Here is a 22,217-nt window from a genome sequence, read left to right on the forward strand (position 1 = left end):
CAACGTAGATGTTGAATGTTAGATCGTCATCGCGAGCAAGCTCGCTCCCACATTAATTACCATCAAGGCGTACGGTTACGCCGCGTTTCGATGATGTTCGGCAATTGGGAAATCCGCCCCAGCAACCGACCCAACGCATCCAGCCCCGGAATCTCGATGGTCAGGGACATCAACGCCGTGTTGTCCTCTTTGTTCGAGCGGGTGTTGACCGCCAGCACGTTGATCCGCTCGTTGAGCAGCACCTGAGAAACGTCACGCAACAGCCCGGAACGGTCGTAGGCCCGGATGACGATGTCCACCGGATAGGTGAGCACCGGGACCGGTCCCCAGCTGACCTGGATGATGCGCTCCGGCTCGCGCCCGGACAGTTGCAGTACCGACGCACAATCCTGACGGTGGATACTCACGCCACGACCCTGGGTGATGTAGCCGACAATCGCGTCCCCCGGCAGCGGCTGGCAGCAGCCGGCCATCTGGGTCATCAGGTTGCCGACACCCTGGATTTGGATATCGCCACGCTTGCCCGGCTTGTAACCGGTGGCTTTGCGCGGAATCAGCTCCAGCTGTTCGTTGCCCCGCTCCGGCTCGACCAATTGCTGTGCCAGGTTGACCAGTTGCGCCAGACGCAAGTCGCCGGCACCGAGGGCGGCGAACATGTCTTCGGCGGTTTTCATGTTGGCCTTGTCGGCCAGCTTTTCGAAATCCACCGCCGGCAGACCAAGGCGAGTGAGTTCACGTTCCAGCAGGGTTTTGCCGGCGGCAACGTTCTGGTCGCGCGCCTGCAGCTTGAACCAGTGAACGATCTTCGCCCGCGCCCGGGACGTGGTGACATAACCCAGGTTCGGGTTCAGCCAGTCGCGGCTTGGCGTGCCGTGCTTGCTGGTGATGATCTCGACCTGTTCACCGGTTTGCAGGCTGTAGTTGAGCGGCACGATGCGCCCGTTGATCTTGGCCCCACGGCAGTTGTGGCCGATCTCGGTGTGTACGCGGTACGCAAAGTCCAGCGGCGTCGCGCCCTTCGGCAAGTCGATGGCATGACCGTCGGGGGTGAAGATGTAGACGCGATCGGGTTCGATATCGACCCGCAACTGTTCCGCCAGGCCGCCGATATCACCCAGCTCTTCATGCCACTCGAGCACCTGACGCAGCCAGGAGATTTTCTCTTCGTAGTGATTGGAGCCGGACTTGACGTCGGTGCCCTTGTAGCGCCAGTGCGCGCAAACACCCAGCTCGGCTTCCTCGTGCATGGCGTGGGTGCGGATCTGCACTTCCAGCACCTTGCCCTCGGGGCCGATCACCGCGGTGTGCAGCGAGCGGTAGCCGTTCTCTTTCGGGTTGGCGATGTAGTCGTCGAACTCTTTCGGGATATGCCGCCACAAAGTGTGGACGATGCCGAGCGCGGTGTAGCAGTCGCGCATTTCCGGCACCAGTACGCGAACGGCGCGCACGTCGTAGATCTGGCTGAACTCCAGACCCTTGCGCTGCATTTTGCGCCAGATCGAATAGATGTGTTTGGCCCGACCGCTGATGTCCGCCTCGACACCGGTGGCCTGCAGCTCGTTTTTCAGTTGGCTCATCACGTCGCTGATGAAGCGCTCGCGATCCAGTCGCCGCTCGTGGAGCAACTTGGCGATCTGTTTGTACTGGTCCGGCTCAAGGTAGCGGAAGGACAAATCCTCCAGCTCCCATTTGATATGACCGATACCCAGGCGGTGGGCGAGCGGCGCGTAGATGTCGAAGACTTCACGGGCCACGCGGTTGCGTTTTTCGTCATCGGCGGTTTTCACCGCGCGAATCGCGCAGGTGCGTTCGGCCAGTTTGATCAGGGCGACACGAACATCGTCGACCATGGCCACGAGCATCTTGCGCAGGTTTTCGACCTGGCCCTGGGTGCCCATCACCATGGATTTGCGCGGGCTCAGACTGTCGCTGATCGCCGCCATGCGCTGCACGCCGTCAATGAGTTTGGCCACCACCGGACCGAAACGCTGGCTGACGGCCGGTAACGCAATCTGGCCTTCGCGCACGCCCCGGTACAGAACCGCGGCGACCAGCGAATCCTGATCGAGTTTGAGGTCGGCGAGGATCTCGGCGATTTCAAGGCCGGTGCGGAAACTGGAGTTTCCTTCGGACCACAAATTGTTCGCCGCATTGGCTTGTTGTTCAGCCTCGCGAGCGTAGTCGCAGGCCTCTTTCAAGGCTTCGCGATCCAGTGCCAGATCGACACTGACCGCATGATCGAGCCAAGCCTCGAGATTGATACTGCCGTCGGTGTTGATCGGCTGGTGTGCTCTCACCTGTACCATCTTGCTTACCTTCCCTACGACGCAGATTCAATGCGTCAAATCGCTGACCTTCGTTGCCTGTGCACCCACGTCGGGCTGGTACGCGGCTGCACGGGCGGGTCAGTCGGACCAGACGAGCCGTCCTAGCTCGCTTCAAATAACGCCATGGCTTCGACATGCGCCGTCTGAGGAAACATATCGAGAATCCCGGCACGTTTTAACCGGTAGCCCTGCTTGATCAATTCGACCGTGTCGCGCGCCAGAGTTACCGGGTTGCACGATACATACACCAGTCGTTCGGCACCCAGCGACTTGAGCTTGCGTACCACCTCGAAAGCACCGTCACGCGGTGGGTCCAAGAGTACCGCACAAAAGCCTTCGCGCGCCCATTCGGCATCGGTCAAAGGCTGGGATAAATCGGCCTGAAAAAACTTCACATTATGCAGATTGTTGCTAACGGCGTTCGCGGCTGCCCGCTCGACCATCACCTGCACGCCTTCCACCGCGACGACTTCGCGAACGGCTTGCGCCAGCGGCAAGGCAAAGTTACCCAAGCCACAGAACAAGTCCAGTACCCGCTCATCCGCGGTCGGTTTCAGCCACTGCAACGCCTGGGCAACCATCGCCTCATTGACGCCGGCATTGACCTGGACGAAGTCCCCGGGGCGATACGCCAGCTCCAGGTTCCACTGTTCCAGGCGATAGCCCAACGCTTGATCGGCCTCGACCGGTTGCGGCTCGCCTTCACCGTGCAGCCACAACTGGGCCTGATGGAATGCGCAGAAATCCTTGAGGATCGTCAGGTCGGCGTCGGACAGCGGCGCCATGTGCCGCAGCAGCACCGCCAGCGATGAGCCGCTGAACAACTCGACATGGCCGAGGGCCTGAGGTTTGCTCAAGCGCCGCAGCATTTCCGGCAATCGAGACATGATCGGCTGCAAGGGCTGCACCAGCACCGGACATTCATCGATGGCGACGATGTCCTGGCTGCCGGCTGCGCGGAATCCGACTTCAAGCTTTTTCGCCTTCATATCCCAACGCACAGCGACGCGGGCGCGACGGCGGTAGGCGAATTGCGGACCGCTAAGGGGCGCGGCCCACTCTTCCGGCTCGACACCGGCCACCTTCGACAATTGCTCGGCGAGCATGCGCTGTTTCAGCGCCAGCTGTTCGCCATGCGGCAGATGTTGCACGCTGCAACCACCGCAGCGACCGGCATGGGCGCACGGTGCCGGACGACGCAGCTCGCTGGCCTTGAACACCCGCTCGGTACGCGCCTCGACGACCTTGCCATGGGTGCCGAGCACGCGCGCCTCAATCTCTTCGCCGGCCAATGCGCCGATGACGAACCAGGTACGTCCTTCGAAAAACGCGATACCGCGCCCGTCATTAGCCAGGCGCTCGATGGTCAGGCGCTGCTTTTTGCCGGTCGGGATTTGCGGGGCCTTGCTGCCGCCGGTGGGCTGGAAGCGCAGGCCTCTTTCATGTTTGGCCATCAGTTGGGCGCGTCGAAAATGCCGGTCGACAGGTAACGGTCGCCACGGTCGCAAATGATCGCGACGATCACCGCGTTTTCAACTTCTTTGGCCAGACGCAACATCCCGGCCACGGCACCGCCCGAGGAAACACCGCAGAAGATGCCTTCTTCGCGTGCCAGACGACGGGTCACGTCTTCGGCTTCGCTTTGCGCCATGTCGACGATACGGTCCACACGATCGGCCTGATAGATCTTCGGCAGGTATTCCTGCGGCCAGCGACGGATGCCCGGGATCGCCGAACCTTCCATGGGCTGCAGACCGATGATCTGCACGTTTTCGTTCTGCTCTTTCAAGTAGCGCGAAACGCCCATGATGGTACCGGTGGTGCCCATGGAGCTGACGAAATGGGTGATGGTGCCCTGGGTCTGGCGCCAGATTTCCGGGCCGGTGGTGGTGTAGTGCGCTTCCGGGTTGTCACCGTTGGCGAACTGATCCAGCACCTTGCCACGGCCCTCGGCTTCCATATGCTGGGCCAGGTCGCGGGCGCCTTCCATGCCCTGCTCCTGGGTCACCAGAATCAGCTCGGCACCGTAAGCGGTCATCGCGGCCTTGCGCTCGGCGCTGGAGTTGTCCGGCATGATCAGGATCATCTTGTAACCCTTGATCGCAGCGGCCATGGCCAGCGCGATCCCGGTATTACCCGAGGTCGCTTCGATCAGCGTATCGCCGGGGCGGATCTGCCCACGCAGCTCGGCGCGGGTGATCATCGACAGCGCCGGACGGTCCTTGACCGAACCCGCCGGGTTGTTTCCTTCGAGCTTGAGCAAAAGGGTATTGCTGGTGTCGCCAGCCAGGCGCTGCAAACGGACCAGCGGAGTGTTGCCGACGCAATCGGCGATGGTTGGGTACTGCAAGGTCATGGCGTAATTCGCAATCCAGACTGCGGGGGCGCCTATCATACCGGCAAACCCCGCAAGGCCATATCACGCAAAGTGTGGTGCTTATGGCTTATGGGAATAAGCGGGTGAATCAGCCTTCTTCCGCGACATTCAAGGCATAGAACTCATGCAGCTTGGCCTGAAGCAACTGCTTGTCCGGAAGCTTGACCTGATACTCGGCGATCAGTGCCGGTGACAGACTGCGGTTAAGGGCATACTCGACGACTTCGTCATCCTTGCTGGCACAAAGCAAGACACCGATTGCCGGGTTTTCATGAGGCTTGCGTTCATCGCGATCCAGCGCCTCCAGATAGAAACCCAACTTGCCCAAATACTCCGGCTCGAAACGCCCGACCTTGAGTTCGATCGCCACCAGGCAATTGAGGCTGCGGTGAAAAAACAACAGATCCAGGGCAAAATCACGTCCGCCGACCTGTACCGGGTACTCGGAGCCGACGAAGCAGAAGTCGCGGCCAAGCTCGCTCAAAAACTCCTTGAGACGCGCCAGCAAGCCCTGATGCAGGTCGGTTTCGGCGTGAGCGCCGGGCAGGTCGAGAAACTCGACCATGTAGGCGTCTCGGAATATCTCGAGCGCCGAAGGGTGTGTCTGTTTGAGTACTGCGGAGACCTTGGCCGGCTGGGTCACGCTTCGTTCAAACAGTGCCGCCTTGAATTGGCGCTCCAGCTCACGCTTCGACCATTTCTCCTGAACTGCCATTCGTAGATAGAACTCGCGCTCTTCCGGCCGTTTGCATTGGCCAAAGATGATCAGGTTGTGTGACCAGGATAATTGTCGCGCCAGTGGTGCGACTTTTAGCTCGGAGCGATATGTCTCATAAAACTGGCGCATGCGAAACAAATTCGACCGGGTAAAACCACGCAACCCCGGCTGCGTCTGAGCCAAATGCTCAGCCAGTTGCCCAACCACGGAATCCCCCCACTCCGCCTTCTCCAGTTTGCGACTGATATAAGCCCCAACCTGCCAGTACAACTCGATCAATTGGGTATTGACCGTTTGCATCGCCTGTCGCCTGGCGCCGTGAATCAGCGCGAGTACTTCATTGAAACGGTCGTCGGTTGTGCTATCGGGAATTTGGTATACGGTCATGCCGGACTCCTTGAATGAGCAAAAGCGCGAGCTTAAACCGTCAAGGATGCTTGAAATGACCGGTGATACCCTTTGGGAAATGTCGTACAAAATTTCGGGAATACTCTGGAAAAATCGGAATGGTCGTTATTCGAAGCAGCCTATTTAGTACGTTTCGGAGTTGCCCCGTAGAAAGACAAGCCCAACACCTTGCCGCAGCTTTCTGCTTCAGACCCCTCTCCATTTTTCCTACGTGATCCTAATACCAACTCTGTAAGAAAGACGTATATCCACAAATATTCTTTGTGAGAAGACGGAGTATCTGGACAGTTTTGTCGGATGTTTCTCGCGCACGCTATCGACCCTCATGAACTGGTGCAAAATTGGATACTTCGTTAATCTTAGACCGTATATTTTAAATAAGAAGCAAGTGCAATCATCCTTGGTAAACGTGATACTGGGTAATCCGCTCAACGTGAAAAAAAACAATTACGAAACCGAGCATTTACCCCCATCAACTACAACATACTTAACAGCGACCAAGCTACGCTCGAGACCTACGAGATATAAAACCACGCAAAAAGCAGTCAAATGAAGATCATCAAATGTATGGAGTGGAAAATATGATGACTGGCAGGGAACAAAAAATCTTAACTCTAGTGATAGAAGGAAAAACAAATAAGGAAATTGCTAAAATCATTGGTGCAAGCGACTTCACAGTACGAGAGCACGTTTCATCCATTCTTCATAAAATAGGGGTTCGCTCGAGAGTCGAGCTGCTCGCAGCCGAGATAAAAAAACTTGAAAATCAAAAGAACAACCGTTAGGGGCACCCACCGCCAAATACTTTCAAATAAAACACATCCAAGGCGCGCCCTATGAAACACGCAATACATTTGACACACATTAACTTTCCAATTTACATAGGCGGCAGCATACTACCTCCGTTCATACTGAGCCACTTAGACAACTCCCTTCAGCCACTTATAGCCTTCATGGCACTTTTGACCATCCTTTTCATCACAACCCACATTACTAACTACAAAATCTTATGGCTTACAGGAAACTATTTATATCTAAAAAACGGGCTCAGAATATTAAAATTCAACAGCAAAAAAACAATGCTAATCAGCTCGCAAGGGCCAGCACCTGAAAAGTTTCAGATAAAAATAACCGATAACTCAAAAACAGCGACAGTAACACTATCAAACTATATATCAAAAAAACAAAAAACAACTACCATTGCGATGATTCAAAAACTTTGCACCGATAACAAAATCAAATACGAACATAGACATATTTAAAGGCATTCACCTCGCTCGCCCTTTAATCCGTACCAGGACTAAACAAGAAACCTTGGAAGAACATATTCAAATGCCGACTTAAGTAAACCAAAGGTATCTTACACATCATCCCATACACACATCCAACAAGGTAGATAACTGAACCAGCATACCACCTCAAAAAAATCAAGAAACCAAACCAATGGTTATTTAAACACCATCAAACAACTACCGCTTCGCAATACACTACAACCTTCATGTCTTGACGAATTCCTCCGCTGATTATTCCACCTCTATACCGAGCCTAACCCTTTTTATCCCCCCTATTCCTAGGGGACCAGAAAACACTCAAACAACTGCGGCAGTTGCAATAGTAAAATCCGCCGTATTGAATATCCCTCCTCCAACAGAAGTTCCAATATAGCCTGCCGTTGCGCCACCAGCGGCCGCTCCAACCAAAAGCGTACCGTTAGCGCCACCCACTGACTCCTTTCAGCTAAAGAAATCTCGCAAATTGCTACTCCACAAATTAGTTATCTCAGGACAACCCTAGACATATCATCATCTTCGAAACGATGCCCAAAGCCAAAAAAACAACAGCAGGAACATAAAATGCGTCAAGATACTTATTTGAAAAACTGAATCCAAAAGTTGCTTTCGCAAAGTCATTACCCCCTCTACAGGCTAACGCCACGAGCAACGAAATAGCCACACACAATAGTATTGTCATAATTTCACCGGGACGCTTATAAATATCATAAAAACAGATACCACATAAAAAGTAACCTAACCAGCAAACATATAAAACTTGCTACAACCGATTCAGGCTTCCATACAACCAAAACCAACATTACTTCCGCACAGATTCTTTTCTCGGCTTATATTGGCCGCGATTACTCCGCCGCCACAACCAAACTCAACAATTCTTATTGTGTTACCTGCCCTATGAACCCCAACCTGCCGATCCAGCTTGTACACCTCCAACTGCAAAATCCATTTCGCACCACATTACTTATCAAAAATAGCCACTAACTTACTCTCGCCAATCGAGCTTACTACGATCAAGACCATCCTAGGCACCCCGCCAATCGGGGAACGACCATCAATACAAATAAAACCATTACTGGAAAAATAACCAATTGAACAAGTGTTTCTGAAGGAGTGTAGCCAAACACCGACCTAAGAAGGGCAACCCCGCCTTTATATGCAAAGCCCATAAACAACCCAAGTAACGCAGACAATAAAATAGACATCCACCCTCCTAAATGTTAATTACTTTAAAAGCAAGCATGCAGCACGACACGAAGTCATGCTGCATTGAAATCGGCTAACTTAATCAAACCAGCTGTCAACCACCACTCCCCTTCATCTCTCGGCTAATACCTCCACCAATTATTCCTCCTCCATAACCGAGTCCAACACCTTTTATCGCATTACCTATTCCTACGGGACCAGTAAATGCCCCAATGACTGCGCCAGTTACAGTAGTGCCTACAAAATCCGCCGTATTGAATTTCCCTCCTCCAACAGAAGTTCCAATATAGCCTGCCGCTGCCGTCGCGCCACCAACGGCCGCTCCAATCAAAGCCGCACCGTTAGCGCCACCGACAGACTCCATTTCAACTAAAGAAATCTCACGCATTGCTATTCCTCGAATTAGTAAATACTCTGTTTATGCAAACAAGAATTCCTAGAAGCTTCTTAACATAACTTTGCACTCCCTATTCTCGACCGACGAAACAATTGGTAGCAGCCGACTTTCCGAATCATATAGTCCTCATTTCGACGCGCCCAACATACCGTTTTAATATTTTCATCTTGGAAGTAATTTTTTAATATTCGTACGGCTTCCTTTACTCCCCCAAAGGGAACGCAAAAATCGATGATCCAGGTTCGCCCGCCCTCGTTCCACTCAGAAGGATGAATTGTAAAATCACGATGCTTAAGCAAGCGTTCCTCGCTGTCTTCCGCTAAGTGTGCCCACGTTACATATCCAATAGGTCTGGAACTCTTATCAAAAAAAATCAAAATCTGCTCATGGTCGATTGCCGGACAGAGCCAAAACCTCAATGTACGTATTGATAAACACGAATAGCGAATGGACATAGACGCGACAAGGCATGCAAACCCAAGTAGCTGCGCCTTATTGATAACTACCGAATTCTTGCAAGACAGCTTAAAGTCAAAAATTTTTTTCAAGGATACAACCCCACATATCACCATAAAAATAGATCACATTGACTAATTCATTTTCATCGACGTTAGACGAAGACAAACGCTCCACCCACAGTAGGTTGCCACGTGCCTGTTCAACCCCATATAGACCGGTATTCATGTTGTACCAGATTTTTGCAGATCCACTTATCCAGAATGGAACACTGCCCCCGTCCTCTGTATAAAACTGAAAATATGCTGCGTTAGTAGCGCACTCAACCAATGCTGCACATTCTTTCTCACTTCTCAGCTCTGAATCTACAAGCTTTTCAATATATCTATCAAGGTCCACTAATAAAACATTAGTTCGATTTAATCTAACTAAATTTATAGCCATACCACAAACAGCACTTGCACGACTAATTCCAGCTGAGATTGCTTCATTACACACCAAATCAAAAAGCTCACTATATGTAGTAATCAACCTACTTGACGACATCGCATCTACTTTGAGAGCAGAGAATTTCTGCTCCACATCAAAAGTCTTTCCTTTGAATAGCATCATAAACAAACGACACTCCCAGGAATCGTAACCATCCCAACCGGCTCCTGTACAAGTTGGCGCCATTGAAAAGTCATCGAAGCCCAACACCCTTTGCAGTGCCTCAGAAAACTCAAAAAAAATACGGCTATTAGTCACTTTATTAAGAATGCAAGAAGGGAATCCCACCCGTAGGACACATTGAAATTTGAATGTTTTATTGTACTGCAAAGTAAAGGTCTCTAAGGCCTCCCTCAGAATCAATTGAGATTGGCCAAAACCAATAACCTCATACTTGCTCAAGTAATAACAGATATTTTCAATACTCTCCACAGCCGACACGTGTTCCCCCATGAAGTTATCGATATCAACCTTATCTCCAACGATCAGCCCAGAAAAAATTCTGGCACTACTGAAGTCTAACCACGCCCCATCCAAAGACAAGTTTGACGCACTTATATTGTAGTGAACTATCCGCCTGGTTTTGGCGATTGCAAACTGCCTCGCGAAACGCTTTGCCAATTCGCTCAAACCTGACTTTAATTGCTCGTACAAAGATCCTTTAATGCCTTTGATCAGTCCATACTTATCAGCAGGCAAAAAACTAACGAGCCTTTTAACAACCGCACGCACGCGCTTTGCGTCATCAGTCAATACACCTATTTGTTTTTCTTTAAAATAAACCGCTCTGATAAAATGCGCTGGTCTTACTGCAGGTACTCGAACCAATAAACCACGGGAATATTTTTTTCCTTTATGCTCGAAATCAAGTCCCGCATCGAGAATGGCTACGGATCTGACAGCCCCATACGGAAGAGCAATATGTATAATTTCCGCCCAGATGGTTTCATAAATTGCCGAGCCCAGACTCATCAGACCATTCCCATCAGCCGATTCAGCATCATCAGCTACTAGCTGATTTGGCCCCAGTCCCTTTAACTGAAACTCTCCATCAAATCCACAACGACCACCCCCTCCGTTCCGGAGAATGGCGTCACCGCCGTATCGCTCTGCATAGAAAGTTCTTCTACCCGTATCCAGTCTGCCTTTTAAGCAGCCGTCATCCACCACATATGCGTACCTTGACAGCAAACTCTCTTTACTCGGTGTGCATAGTAGTTTCTTATTTGAAAATACAACTTTCGCTTCTTTAAGTTTCGACACCTCAAAGGGTACGAAAACCTCATGCAAATCCGACAAGCTACTCCGTTCCATATCGCTCCCTCTATCCATGACAGCTTGTCAATTCAACAATTCGTTCAAGATAAAACCTATTCAAAAAATTGAAAACCCTACACATGTAGGGGATGACGAGCACAAATTTCCGCCCGTATATTTAACTCAGGCAGGCCGCAGCATTTGCAAAAGGAAATTCTTTACACTGATGGAAAACACACCGTTATTTAGAAATGAGGCGCTAGAAGCAAAACAGCAAAAACCATTAGGCAATATTGTGTTGGTTTGGCCTCTATCTTTCACCACACTTACCCTTTTCTCTGTTTTTTCAGCGATGCTGATAGGCATTTTTTTCATTTGGGGCAGCTATACCAAGCGGACGACAGTAATCGGTCAATTAATACTGTCCTCTGGCCAAATAAAAATCTATGCACCACAGTACGGGCGCATTTTGGAAAGTTTCGTTCATGAAGGCCAATTCATCAAAAAAGGCCAGCGCCTATTAGTAATATCCAGTGAACGTTATGATACAGGGCTGAACCCAGTCCAAGCGGAAATCAGTGATTCTCTAATGCAGCGAAAAGCATCGCTATTAGATGAAATTGAAAAACAAAAAGAGTTACAGCTTGAGGAGAAAAAAAGCCTTCTTAACAAACTAAGCAGCGCTAAAGAAGAAGTAAAAAATCTTGACCAGCAAATCTCCGACCAGAGAAAGTTAACTTTATTAGCTTCAGACGCTTCAAATCGCTACCAGGCGTTAATGGAGAAAGGGTACATATCAATGGACCAATTTCAGCAGCGCCAGACAGAACTGCTTAGCCACAATCAAAACTCAAAAGCACTGCTGCGTGAACACACAAAGCTTCAGCAACAAATCACAGATTACCAAAACGAACTTTCCTCGTTACCCGCCAAACACTCCAACCAGCTGTCCATGATCAATCGAAACTTATCAAGCATTGAACAAAACATAGTAGAAAGTGAAGCCAAGCGCTTATTAGTTATTACAGCACCCGACGATGGAGTTGCAACCGCGGTTCTGGCCGAGTCTGGCCAGACTGTCGACAGTTCCAGGCCGGTTTTAAGTTTGATTCCAAATAGTGCTCTTTTACAGGCAGAGTTTTACGCGCCTAGCAAATCCATTGGTTTCATAAAAACCGGAGATTCGGTACGTATTCGCTACCAATCCTTCCCCTATCAAAAATTCGGTCAGCACTTGGGCCACGTAAAGTCCATTTCGAAGACATCCATTTCACCGTCGGAACTGGCAAGCATGACGGGGGCTGTCCCCGGACTTGGGCTGGACGGAGAGCAGTTCTATCGAATTCGCGTTGATCTCGAGAAGCAACAGGTCCTGGCTTATGGCGAACTACGTTCACTTCAGACCGGCATGCTGCTCGAAGCGGACATATTTCAGGAAAGTCGTCGGCTTTATGAGTGGGTTCTTGAACCTCTATATAGCCTCACCGGCAAACTTTAGGAGTGCCACGGATGGCATACTGGGATTCAATTTCATTGACTTTTGGCCGCAAACTTCCCTTGTTACTCCAGACCGAAACCACAGAATGCGGGCTAGCATGCCTTGCAATGGTTCTCGGTTTCCACGGATACAGATGCGACTTAGTAGAATTGCGACGTCGCTTCAATATCTCGTTGAAAGGAGTCACGCTCAAACACATCACCCAAGCAGCGGACCAGCTAAAACTTGGATCTAGAGCTGTAAGACTTGAACTAACAGACCTTGATAAGTTAAAGCTGCCGTGTGTTTTACACTGGAATTTCAACCATTTTGTGGTGCTGAAATCCGTACATAAAAACCACCTGATATTGCACGATCCCGCGCACGGGGTCCGCACCGTGAAAACCGAAGACGCAGGCCGATCCTTTACCGGTATTGCGTTAGAGTTATGGCCCAACACAGGGTTCGAAAAGCAAGACTCAAAGCCGAGAGTCAAGCTTTTAAGTATGTTCGGGAGCATCACCGGGCTTTATCGCTCGCTATTACAAATTCTGTTACTGGCTCTAGCATTAGAGGTATTCTCATTAGTCAGCCCACTGCTCCTTCAATGGACGGTCGACAATGTACTGGTAAGCCAAGATAGGAACCTACTAACGACCTTAATCATTGGCTTCGGTTTATTGATGCTCTTGCAGCAAGCAGTATCAGGCATTCGCGCTTGGGTGATGATGCATATGAGTACCATGCTCAGTGTGCAATGGCGAGCCAACGTGTTCACACATATGTTGAAATTACCGATTGGGTATTTTGAAAAGCGGCACCTTGGTGACATCATTTCAAGATTTGGAGCAGTGGATAATATTCAACACACCCTCACCGCTGCTTTTTTTTCTACCATCCTCGACGGAATTATGAGTATCGCCACATTGGCACTCATGTTTACATACAGCCCAACATTGGCGCTTATCTCTTTGATTGCAATTGCACTCTATGCACTTGGCCGGTGGATTTGGTACCGCCCTTTACGCAACGCAACTGAAGAACAAATTATCCATGCAGCTAAGCAAGAGAGCCACTTCTTAGAGACCGTGAGAGGAATTCGCCCCCTCAAATTATACCAACGGCAAAATGAAAGGCGTTCAGCTTGGCTTGGGTTATTAATCGAGCAAATCAATGCCGGCCTTCGCACTCAAAAACTTCAATTAATCTACATCCAACTAAACGGCCTGCTCTTTGGTTTGGAAAATATAATTTCCGTATGGCTTGGTGCAACTATGGTGATGAACAGCCAATTTACTGTAGGGGTGCTGATGGCGTATACAGCCTACAAATCACAGTTTATAACTCGGATTGCAAGCTTGATCGACCATTTATTTGAGTTACAGATGCTCAAGTTACAAGGTGAACGTTTAGCGGACATCGTTACTCACCCACCGGAGAAAAATCACCCAAAAATTGATAGCTCAATGCTTTCTCAACGCGAGGCAAGCATCGAAATCACTGGATTGTTTTACCGCTATTCCGAACAAGAGCCTTACATTATCAACGATTTAGATTTATGCATCACGGAGGGCGAGTGCATATCCATTACAGGATGTTCAGGCAGTGGAAAGAGCACATTACTCCGTCTTATGCTCGGTATTTTGCAGCCGACCTCTGGACAAATACGCATCTCTGGATTCGATTTTGATCGAATGGGGCTGGATTGCTTTAGAGGGATGATAGGGACAGTGATGCAGGACGATGTCTTATTTGCGGGATCCATAGCAGAAAATATTTCTTTTTTTGAGTCACACACAGATCTGTCATGGATAATCGAGTGCGCGCAAGCAGCAGCAATTCACTCCGAAATTGAATCAATGCCCATGGGATATAACACGCTGATTGGAGATATGGGAACGGTACTATCCGGGGGTCAAAAACAACGAATTCTACTGGCCAGAGCTTTATACAAAAGACCTCGATTAGTTTTTCTTGACGAAGCCACCAGCCATTTAGATGTGCTATGCGAGCGAAAAGTCAATAGTGCAATCAAAGCGCTGCACATGACGAGAATAATAGTTGCTCATCGACAAGAGACAATTGAGTCTGCCGACCGAATCATTACTCTTGAGGCGGGAAAAATAATCTCGGACAAATCAATATAACCTTATTACTCATGACTCTACTCAAATCAAAACCTACAAAGCCATTACTTATATTAGTCCTATTCTACACCTACTTACTGCCTATAGGTTCCCCTGCTTCCTCATTAGACATATTCAGTGCTCAACAAACAATTTCAAAATCCTATACAAATGATATTACCCACGGGGAGTTTCTCTGCTTGTTTGGCAATATCCCTAGAGAACTGACTTTGGGGGAGGTAATAGAGAGAATACTTTGTAACGATCCAAAAACACGTTTGGCATGGGCCAATGCAAAAGCGCAAGCGGCTCAGACGGGTATAGCCCAATCAGCCTATTTACCGAGACTGAATGGCGGAATCGGCGTATCCCATGGAAGCACGGTGAGCAATTACGAACAACGACCAGAGCTTTCAAACAAGGGCATTCAGCAACAACGGACAAACAGGTTAAGTATGAGTTGGGTACTGTTTGACTTTGGGAGACGAGACGCGGCATTGAGCAGCGCTAGACAATTACTTGTAGCCGCAAATGCGAACCAGGACGCGACCCTCCAAAACTCATTTGCGGGGGCAGCTCAGCTCTACTACAACGCCATATCTGCGCAACGTAGCTTGAATGTATCGACTCAAATCGAAGTATTGGCTGCTAAAAACCTTGAAGCCGCCAATGCCAAATACAAAGCGGGAACCACAGCACTCTCAGATAGATTACAAGCTCAGACCGCTTACTCTCAGGCAAACCTTGGCCGAGTGCGCAACGCTGGAGCATTGCGCACGGCTACTGGCGTTATCGCGCTGCGGATGGGCCTTCCTCCAGATACCTCTATCAAGCTTTCTGAAAATCTAACTCCTTTACCTGACACTAACTTCGTCAAGACTGTCAACGAACTCCTTGCACAGGCGCGTGAGGACCACCCGGCGTTGATTGCAGCTCAAGCAAGGATCAAGGCGGCCGAGGCAAACCTTCAGGAACGGCGAGCAGCTGGAAGGCCGACATTGTCCTTCACCGCCGACATTTCCGAATCTCAATACAATCGATCCATAGCGCTCAGTGGTGATCGAAACGATCGCGACAGAACTGTCGGTTTGCAGCTCAGCATTCCTCTGTTTGAAGGATTCGAACGCGCCTACCAAATACGCAATGCCCAAGCGCGGCTTGAAGCAAGCCGCGTCGAGCTCATCGATACGGAACAGATGGTACTTATCGATCTATGGACAAACTATCAAACGCTCAGCAACGAAACGCTCAGCCTCAAACGCACAGAGGATCTAGTCGCACAGTCGCGCGAATCTCTCGAGGTCATTCAGGGCCGCTATCAGTCTGGGGTTGGTAGCATGATCGAATTGCTGAACGCGTTGACCTCCTATGCGGCTGCGGAGGAACAGCACATAGCGGTGCTAAGTAATTGGCAACTTTCCCGCTTGAGGTTGGCTTCTAACCTGGGACGACTTGGGTTCTGGGCACTTCCGTAACTGGACGAGGTTTTAGATCATCATCAGCCACCAACCTCATATTCATCCGCAACCCCCGCCCGGCGTTCTTCGCCCAGAGCTGCCCCCCCTGACGCTGCACCGCATTCCTCGCAATGCTCAACCCCAACCCGAACCCGCCATCCCCCGGCCGCGAGCCGTCGAGTCGGGTAAACGGCAGGAAGATCCGTTCCAGATCCGCCTCCGCCACGCCACCGCCCTGATCCTCCAGCCACAGATGCCAGTATTTGCCGTCCCGTCGTGCACCCAGCGTGACCACGCCGCCCTTGGGTGAATGTCGAATGGCGTTACGCAGCATGTTTTCCAGCGCCTGAGCCAGGGTATTGAGATGGCCGCGCACCCAACAGGAGGAATCAACCGAGCACAGCAGTTGCCCTTCCGGCCAGCAGCTTTCATAGCAGGCATTTTCCGTGAGCATTTCCCACAGGGCCTGGATCTGGATCGCTTCGTCGGGCAAGCGGGTGCGCTCGGTGTCGAGCCAGGCCAGTTGCAGAGTGTCTTCCACCAACCGCTGCATGCCGTCGACCTCGCGACCGATACGCTCACGCAGGGCCTGCAAATCCTGCTCGCTTTCACTGGCCACCCGCAGGCGGCTCAGCGGCGTGCGTAGTTCGTGGGACAGGTCGCGCAGCAATTGCTGTTGCAGCGCCACGGTGCTTTGCAGGCGTTCGGACATGTGATCGAAGGCCCTGCCCAGTTCGCCCAGTTCATCGGATCGATTGGTGGTGCGACTGGACAGCCGCACATTCAATTGATCGGCGCGCCAGGCATTGGCCTGTGCGCGCAAGTGATTGAGCGGCACCACCAGCAGGCGATAGAGGCCGACACACAGCAACAAGGTGAATAGTCCTGGAATCACGCCGTTGGTGATCACGCGCCAGAACACTTGATAGCGCCCGGGCACAAAACGCTCGGGCAGTTCGATCACCAGGCTGCCGGCCGATGGATCGCGGGGGAACGGCACGCGCATCCAGGGCCGGCCTTTCTTGTGGATGGGCCAGTCCAGTCCGCGCAGGAAGGTCATGTGCTCGATTTCCTTCTCGCTCAGCGGCTGACTGCTCAGGGATTGCAAATCCCCCCCGATGACACCGACCCAACCCGACTCGCGATGCTGCATGCTCTGCAGCCAGCTATCGACACCCTCACGCCGGTGATGGCGCCACGCCTGGTCGGCTTCGACGGCATAGCGCGTCAAGGTGCCCCGGGCTTCATCGGACAGGAACTGGTTGCGCTCTTCCATATAGCGCCCCCAGGACCAGCTCAGCCAGATCATCAACAGACAGAAAGCCACCAGCAGACAGGCGAGCTTCCAGAACAGCGAGTGCCGTCCCGGCAGATTACATGTCATCGCCGGCACTCAGGATGTAGCCCTTGCCCCAGACCGTGCGCACCTCACGTTCGGTGTAGCCGATGGCCTTGAGCTTGCGACGGATCTGGCTGATGTGCATGTCAAGACTGCGGTCATGGGCGGCATAACCACGCTGCAGCACGTGCTGATAAAGGAAGGCTTTGCTCAGGACTTCATCGTCGTTGCGGTTCAGGGTTTCCAGCAACCGGTACTCGGTACGGGTCAGGCCCCCTGCCTGCTCGCCATAGAAGACCTCGAACAGTTCATCGTCGAACCGCAGACTGTCCAGCACCGGGGTAAAGGTCGCGGGCATTGGCCGGCGATCGAGCGCCACCCGACGCAGAATCGCTTCAATGCGTACTCGCAACTCGACCATGCTGAACGGTTTGGGCAGGTAGTCGTCCGCACCCAGGCGAAAACCACTGACGCGATCAGCCTCGGCACCAAGCGCCGACATCAGCAACACCGGGGTCGAATGGCTCTGGCGCAGTTGTGTCAGTACCGAGAGGCCATCAAGACCGGGAAGCAAAATATCCATCAGCACCACATCGAACGGTTGCTGGCGGGCAGCGTCCAGCCCTTCCTGGCCGTTCTGGCACCAGGTCACCTGAAAGCCGCTGCGGCCCAGATGTTCGTGAACATAGGCACCCAGCACGAGGTCGTCTTCGATGGAAAGGATGCGGGGATGGCCGGCGGCAATGGGAGTCATAGGTATCTGCAAATAATTCTCAGTTGGCGATTATTCAAGATTGAGCGGTGCGGGACAAGTCGAAGGGCTGGCCGAGACAGGAAACGACGAATCCGGGCGACGAATGACGCCTTCGATTTTTACGAAGATTGCCCGCTTGCAAATCGCTACACTGCGCAAGTGGTGCGTACCGGACGTATGCGCAGGTCTATCGATAGCTGGATGCAGGAGAGATGCGTGCTCACGAAACTGGGAATTAAAGGCCGCGTGCTATTGCTGACCCTGTTGCCGACCAGTCTGATGGCGTTGGTCCTGGGCGGTTATTTCACCTGGATGCAGCAAGCGGATTTGCACGCCCAGCTCATGCAGCGCGGCGAGATGATCGCCGAGCAACTGGCCCCGCTGGTGGCGCCGGCCATGGGGCACAGGAACGCCCAGTTGCTGGAGCGCATTGCCACCCAATCGCTGGAACAGCCGGACGTACGTGCCGTGACCTTCCTGGCGCCGGACCGCACGCTGCTGGCTCACGCCGGCCCCATCATGCTCAATCAGGCCCCCATGGGCGACGGCTCGCAAATGCTGAGCCGCAGCGGCAATGATGCAACCCGGTACTTGCTGCCGGTGTTCGGCAAACACCGCAACCTGGCCGGCGACGTCATTCCCGAGGAAACCGACCGGCTGCTGGGCTGGGTCGAACTGGAACTGTCCCACAGCGGCATGTTGCTGCGTGGTTATCGCAGTCTGTTCGCCAGCATGATGCTGATCCTGGCCGGGCTCTGCGGCGCGGCGCTGCTGGCCCTGCGCATGGGCCGCACGATCAATCGACCGATCACCCAGATCAAACAGGCCGTGGCCCAGCTCAAGGACGGTCATCTGGAAACCCGCCTGCCGCCCCTCGGCAGCCAGGAGCTGGATGAACTGGCGTCCGGCATCAACCGCATGGCCGGCACCCTGCAGAACGCCCAGGAAGAATTGCAGCACAGCGTCGACCAGGCCACCGAAGACGTGCGCCAGAACCTTGAAACCATCGAGATCCAGAACATCGAGCTCGACCTGGCGCGCAAGGAAGCCCTGGAAGCGAGCCGGATCAAATCCGAATTCCTCGCCAACATGAGCCACGAGATCCGCACGCCGCTCAATGGCATCCTCGGGTTCACCCACCTGTTGCAAAAGAGCGAGTTGACCCCGCGCCAGCTCGACTATCTGGGCACCATCGAAAAGTCCGCCGACAGCCTGCTGGGGATCATCAACGAGATCCTCGACTTTTCGAAGATCGAGGCCGGCAAACTGGTGCTCGACCATATTCCGTTCAACCTGCGCGACCTGTTGCAAGACACCCTGACCATCCTGGCCCCGGCCGCACACGCCAAGCAGCTGGAACTGGTCAGCCTGGTCTACCGCGACACGCCGTTGTCGCTGGTGGGCGATCCGTTGCGGCTCAAGCAGATCCTCACCAACCTGGTCAGCAACGCGATCAAGTTCACCCGCGAAGGCACCATCGTCGCCCGGGCCATGCTCGAAGAAGAACACGAAGACAGCGTGCAACTGCGCATCAGCATTCAGGACACCGGCATCGGCCTGTCCAGCCAGGATGTGCGCGCGTTGTTCCAGGCGTTCAGCCAGGCGGACAACTCACTGTCCCGGCAACCCGGCGGTACCGGCCTGGGCCTGGTGATTTCCAAGCGCCTGATCGAACAGATGGGCGGCGAGATCGGCGTCGACAGTACGCCCGGCGAAGGCTCGGAGTTCTGGATCAGCCTGAGCCTGCCCAAGACCCGCGACGATGCCGAGGACCTGCCCGGCCCGCCGCTGTCCGGGCGGCGCGTGGCGGTGCTGGAGAACCACGAATTGGCCCGCCAGGCGCTGCAGCATCAACTGGAAGATTGCGGTCTGACCGTCGCCCCGTTCGCCAATCTGGAAAGTCTCACCAATGGCGTGACCGTGGCTCATCAGACTCCCCAGGCAATTGATCTGGCGGTGCTGGGCGTCACCAGCAACGACATGCCGCCAGAACGCCTCAACCAGCACATCTGGGACCTCGAACACCTGGGCTGCAAAGTGCTGGTGCTGTGCCCGACCACGGAGCAGACACTGTTCCATCTCTCGGTACCCAACCCCCACAGCCAGCTCCAGGCCAAACCGGCCTGCACCCGCAAGCTGCGGCGTGCGCTGTCTGATCTGGTCAACCCGCGCCTGCCACGCAGCGAGCCCGGCGAGCCGGTTTCCAGCCGCGCGCCGAAGGTACTTTGCGTCGACGACAACCCGGCCAACCTGCTGCTGGTACAAACCCTGCTCGAAGACATGGGCGCCAAAGTGCTGGCCGTGGAAAGCGGGTACGCCGCCATCAAGGCAGTACAGAACGAGACCTTCGATCTGGTGCTGATGGACGTGCAGATGCCCGGCATGGACGGACGCCAGACCACCGAAGCGATCCGTCTGTGGGAAAGCGAACGGCATTGCACGCCGCTGCCGATCGTTGCCCTCACCGCCCACGCCATGGCCAATGAGAAACGCGCACTGCTGCAAAGCGGCATGGACGACTACCTGACCAAGCCGATCAGTGAGCGGCAACTGGCGCAAGTGGTGCTGAAATGGAGTGGCCTGGCACTGCGCAACCACAGCCCGGAACGCCCGGGCGACAGCCATGGCGCCGCCTATGAGTTGCAGGTGCTGGATCACGAGGAAGGTTTGCGCCTGGCCGCCGGCAAGGCCGATCTGGCTGCAGACATGCTGGCGATGCTGCTGGCATCGCTGGAGGCCGACCGTGAAGCGATTCGTCTGGCCCGGGAAAACCACGACCACAATGCCTTGATCGAACGGGTTCATCGCCTGCACGGCGCCACCCGTTATTGTGGCGTTCCGCAATTGCGCGCCGCCTGCCAGCGCAGCGAAACCCTGCTCAAGCAACAGGACCCGAAGGCCTTCGGCGCCCTGGAAGAGCTCGATCGGGCGATCAATCGCCTGGCGGCCCAGGCGCGGATCAATGCTTGACTCAACGCAAGGCATCTGCCGCTGGAAGCGGCTAATACTGTAGGAGCTGCCGCAGGCTGCGATCTTTTGATCTTGATTTTTATCGCATTCCCCGCAGAGCCGAAGATCAAAAGATCGCAGCCTTCGGCAGCTCCTACACCGGTGTGAAAGCGCCGAGATTCATTCGCCAGGAGTAGCGCATGCGCACCATTCTTTTCAGCAGCCAGACCTACGACCGCGACAGTTTTCTTGCCGCCGAGCTGCCACCCGGCATCGAACTGCACTTTCAGGCGGCACGGCTGAGCCTGGATACGGCGGCGCTGGCCGAGCATCACGAAGTCGTCTGCGCCTTCATCAATGATGACCTCAGCGCCCCGGTGCTGGAACGCCTCGCGGCTGGCGGTACGCGCCTGATTGCCTTGCGCTCGGCCGGCTTTAACCATGTCGACCTCGCGGCGGCGAAACGCCTGGGGCTGACGATCGTCCGGGTACCGGCCTACTCGCCCCACGCGGTGGCGGAGCACGCGGTGGCCCTGATCCTGGCGCTGAACCGGCGTTTGCACCGCGCCTACAACCGGACCCGCGAAGGCGATTTCACCTTGCATGGGCTGACCGGCTTCGATCTGGTGGGCAAGACCGTCGGTGTTGTGGGTACCGGGCAGATCGGCGCCACCTTCGCCAAAATCATGCACGGTTTCGGCTGCACGTTGCTGGCCTATGACCCTTACCCCAATCCACAGGTTGAAGCGTTGGGAGCCCAATACCTGGACTTGCCGCAACTGCTGGCCGAATCGCAGATCATCAGCCTGCACTGCCCGCTCAACGAACAGAGCAGACATTTGATCAACCGTAAATCTCTGGCGCATATGCAACCCGGGGCGATGTTGATCAACACCGGCCGTGGTGGCTTGGTGGACACGCCCGCGCTGATCGACGCCTTGAAGGAGGGGCAACTGGGATATCTGGGGCTGGACGTGTATGAAGAGGAAGCACAACTGTTCTTCGAGGACCGCTCCGACCTGCCCCTGCAGGACGATGTGTTGGCGCGATTGCTGACTTTTCCTAACGTGATCATCACGGCACATCAGGCCTTCCTGACCCGCGAAGCCCTGGGTGCCATCGCCGCGACCACGTTACAGAACATCGCGGGCTGGGCAGCCGGTTCGGTGCAGAACCTGGTCGAGGGCTGAT

General features: G+C 53.6%; 16 protein-coding genes. 6 read left to right on the forward strand and 10 right to left on the reverse strand.

Translation table 11 applies throughout. From position 1 onward, the window contains the following. Window positions 1–62: 62 nt before the first annotated feature. From relA to DKY63_RS12925, 4 genes are all read right to left on the reverse strand, one after another. Entirely contained in the window at window positions 63–2,306 is a 2,244-nt protein-coding gene (gene relA, locus DKY63_RS12910) for a GTP diphosphokinase (protein ID WP_110964449.1), read from the reverse strand. A gap of 122 nt (window positions 2,307–2,428) precedes the next feature. Then, window positions 2,429–3,781, reverse strand: coding sequence for a 23S rRNA (uracil(1939)-C(5))-methyltransferase RlmD (gene rlmD, locus DKY63_RS12915; protein ID WP_110964450.1), 1,353 nt, complete (start codon window positions 3,779–3,781; stop codon window positions 2,429–2,431). Then, window positions 3,781–4,683: a cysteine synthase CysM gene (cysM, locus tag DKY63_RS12920; RefSeq protein ID WP_110964451.1), complete on the reverse strand. Its 903-nt coding sequence runs from the start codon at window positions 4,681–4,683 to the stop codon at window positions 3,781–3,783. The genes rlmD and cysM overlap by 1 nt, the downstream gene beginning before the upstream one ends. 109 nt (window positions 4,684–4,792) lie before the next feature. Beyond that, a complete protein-coding gene (locus tag DKY63_RS12925; RefSeq protein WP_110964452.1) occupies window positions 4,793–5,809 on the reverse strand; it encodes a PDDEXK nuclease domain-containing protein in 1,017 nt (338 codons plus the stop codon). Between the two features lie 605 nt (window positions 5,810–6,414). Here DKY63_RS12925 and DKY63_RS12930 point away from each other — a divergent pair. Beyond that, window positions 6,415–6,615: a response regulator transcription factor gene (locus DKY63_RS12930; protein WP_239499405.1), complete on the forward strand. Its 201-nt coding sequence runs from the start codon at window positions 6,415–6,417 to the stop codon at window positions 6,613–6,615. A 1,517-nt stretch (window positions 6,616–8,132) separates the two neighbouring features. Here DKY63_RS12930 and DKY63_RS32180 read toward each other — a convergent pair. The 4 genes from DKY63_RS32180 to DKY63_RS12945 form a co-directional block, all read right to left on the reverse strand. Then, the gene (locus DKY63_RS32180) at window positions 8,133–8,324 is read right to left on the reverse strand and encodes a hypothetical protein (protein ID WP_162634898.1); all 192 of its coding nucleotides are present in this window, start codon (window positions 8,322–8,324) and stop codon (window positions 8,133–8,135) included. A 95-nt stretch (window positions 8,325–8,419) separates the two neighbouring features. After that, a complete protein-coding gene (locus DKY63_RS32185) occupies window positions 8,420–8,713 on the reverse strand; it encodes a hypothetical protein (protein ID WP_162634899.1) in 294 nt (97 codons plus the stop codon). 59 nt (window positions 8,714–8,772) lie between these two features. After that, a complete protein-coding gene (locus DKY63_RS33065; protein ID WP_110964455.1) occupies window positions 8,773–9,294 on the reverse strand; it encodes a toxin-activating lysine-acyltransferase in 522 nt (173 codons plus the stop codon). After that, window positions 9,254–10,966: a hypothetical protein gene (locus DKY63_RS12945; protein WP_162634901.1), complete on the reverse strand. Its 1,713-nt coding sequence runs from the start codon at window positions 10,964–10,966 to the stop codon at window positions 9,254–9,256. Before DKY63_RS12945 ends, DKY63_RS33065 begins: the two co-directional genes overlap by 41 nt. Window positions 10,967–11,150: 184 nt before the next feature. On the opposite strand from DKY63_RS12945, the gene DKY63_RS12950 reads away from it, so the two are divergent. From DKY63_RS12950 to DKY63_RS12960, 3 genes are all read left to right on the forward strand, one after another. After that, window positions 11,151–12,422, forward strand: coding sequence for an HlyD family secretion protein (locus DKY63_RS12950; RefSeq protein WP_110964457.1), 1,272 nt, complete (start codon window positions 11,151–11,153; stop codon window positions 12,420–12,422). Window positions 12,423–12,433: 11 nt separating this feature from the next. After that, on the forward strand, window positions 12,434–14,548 hold the full coding sequence (locus DKY63_RS12955; protein WP_110964458.1) for a peptidase domain-containing ABC transporter: 2,115 nt from the start codon (window positions 12,434–12,436) through the stop codon (window positions 14,546–14,548). A 179-nt stretch (window positions 14,549–14,727) separates the two neighbouring features. Beyond that, the gene (locus DKY63_RS12960; RefSeq protein WP_430523147.1) at window positions 14,728–16,002 is read left to right on the forward strand and encodes a TolC family protein; all 1,275 of its coding nucleotides are present in this window, start codon (window positions 14,728–14,730) and stop codon (window positions 16,000–16,002) included. Here the strand turns inward: DKY63_RS12960 and DKY63_RS12965 are convergent. Together DKY63_RS12965 and DKY63_RS12970 are read right to left on the reverse strand one after the other, a co-directional pair. Beyond that, window positions 15,965–17,368, reverse strand: a complete 1,404-nt coding sequence (locus DKY63_RS12965; RefSeq protein WP_110964460.1) for a sensor histidine kinase — start codon at window positions 17,366–17,368, stop codon at window positions 15,965–15,967. The genes DKY63_RS12960 and DKY63_RS12965 overlap by 38 nt on opposite strands. Next, the gene (locus tag DKY63_RS12970; RefSeq protein ID WP_110964461.1) at window positions 17,358–18,077 is read right to left on the reverse strand and encodes a response regulator transcription factor; all 720 of its coding nucleotides are present in this window, start codon (window positions 18,075–18,077) and stop codon (window positions 17,358–17,360) included. Before DKY63_RS12970 ends, DKY63_RS12965 begins: the two co-directional genes overlap by 11 nt. A 216-nt stretch (window positions 18,078–18,293) precedes the next feature. Between DKY63_RS12970 and DKY63_RS12975 the strand changes: the two genes are divergently transcribed. Beyond that, on the forward strand, window positions 18,294–21,047 hold the full coding sequence (locus DKY63_RS12975; RefSeq protein WP_110964462.1) for a response regulator: 2,754 nt from the start codon (window positions 18,294–18,296) through the stop codon (window positions 21,045–21,047). Between the two features lie 179 nt (window positions 21,048–21,226). Then, window positions 21,227–22,216, forward strand: coding sequence for a 2-hydroxyacid dehydrogenase (locus tag DKY63_RS12980; protein WP_110964463.1), 990 nt, complete (start codon window positions 21,227–21,229; stop codon window positions 22,214–22,216). Window position 22,217 lies beyond the last annotated feature (1 nt).

The sequence above is a fragment of the Pseudomonas putida genome, from assembly GCF_003228315.1.
Classification (GTDB): Bacteria; Pseudomonadota; Gammaproteobacteria; order Pseudomonadales; family Pseudomonadaceae; genus Aquipseudomonas; species Aquipseudomonas putida_S.

Excerpts from the sequence above, each read along its gene's own strand:
- rlmD (WP_110964450.1), bottom strand. The coding sequence starts at position 3,781 with ATGGCCAAACATGAAAGAGGCCTGCGCTTCCAGCCCACCGGCGGCAGC.
- relA (WP_110964449.1), bottom strand. The coding sequence starts at position 2,306 with ATGGTACAGGTGAGAGCACACCAGCCGATCAACACCGACGGCAGTATC.
- cysM (WP_110964451.1), bottom strand. The coding sequence starts at position 4,683 with ATGACCTTGCAGTACCCAACCATCGCCGATTGCGTCGGCAACACTCCG.
- DKY63_RS12925 (WP_110964452.1), bottom strand. The coding sequence starts at position 5,809 with ATGACCGTATACCAAATTCCCGATAGCACAACCGACGACCGTTTCAAT.
- DKY63_RS12950 (WP_110964457.1), top strand. The coding sequence starts at position 11,151 with ATGGAAAACACACCGTTATTTAGAAATGAGGCGCTAGAAGCAAAACAG.
- DKY63_RS12980 (WP_110964463.1), top strand. The coding sequence starts at position 21,227 with ATGCGCACCATTCTTTTCAGCAGCCAGACCTACGACCGCGACAGTTTT.
- DKY63_RS32185 (WP_162634899.1), bottom strand. The coding sequence starts at position 8,713 with ATGCGTGAGATTTCTTTAGTTGAAATGGAGTCTGTCGGTGGCGCTAAC.
- DKY63_RS32180 (WP_162634898.1), bottom strand. The coding sequence starts at position 8,324 with ATGTCTATTTTATTGTCTGCGTTACTTGGGTTGTTTATGGGCTTTGCA.
- DKY63_RS12965 (WP_110964460.1), bottom strand. The coding sequence starts at position 17,368 with ATGACATGTAATCTGCCGGGACGGCACTCGCTGTTCTGGAAGCTCGCC.
- DKY63_RS12970 (WP_110964461.1), bottom strand. The coding sequence starts at position 18,077 with ATGACTCCCATTGCCGCCGGCCATCCCCGCATCCTTTCCATCGAAGAC.
- DKY63_RS12955 (WP_110964458.1), top strand. The coding sequence starts at position 12,434 with ATGGCATACTGGGATTCAATTTCATTGACTTTTGGCCGCAAACTTCCC.
- DKY63_RS33065 (WP_110964455.1), bottom strand. The coding sequence starts at position 9,294 with ATGGTGATATGTGGGGTTGTATCCTTGAAAAAAATTTTTGACTTTAAG.
- DKY63_RS12930 (WP_239499405.1), top strand. The coding sequence starts at position 6,415 with ATGACTGGCAGGGAACAAAAAATCTTAACTCTAGTGATAGAAGGAAAA.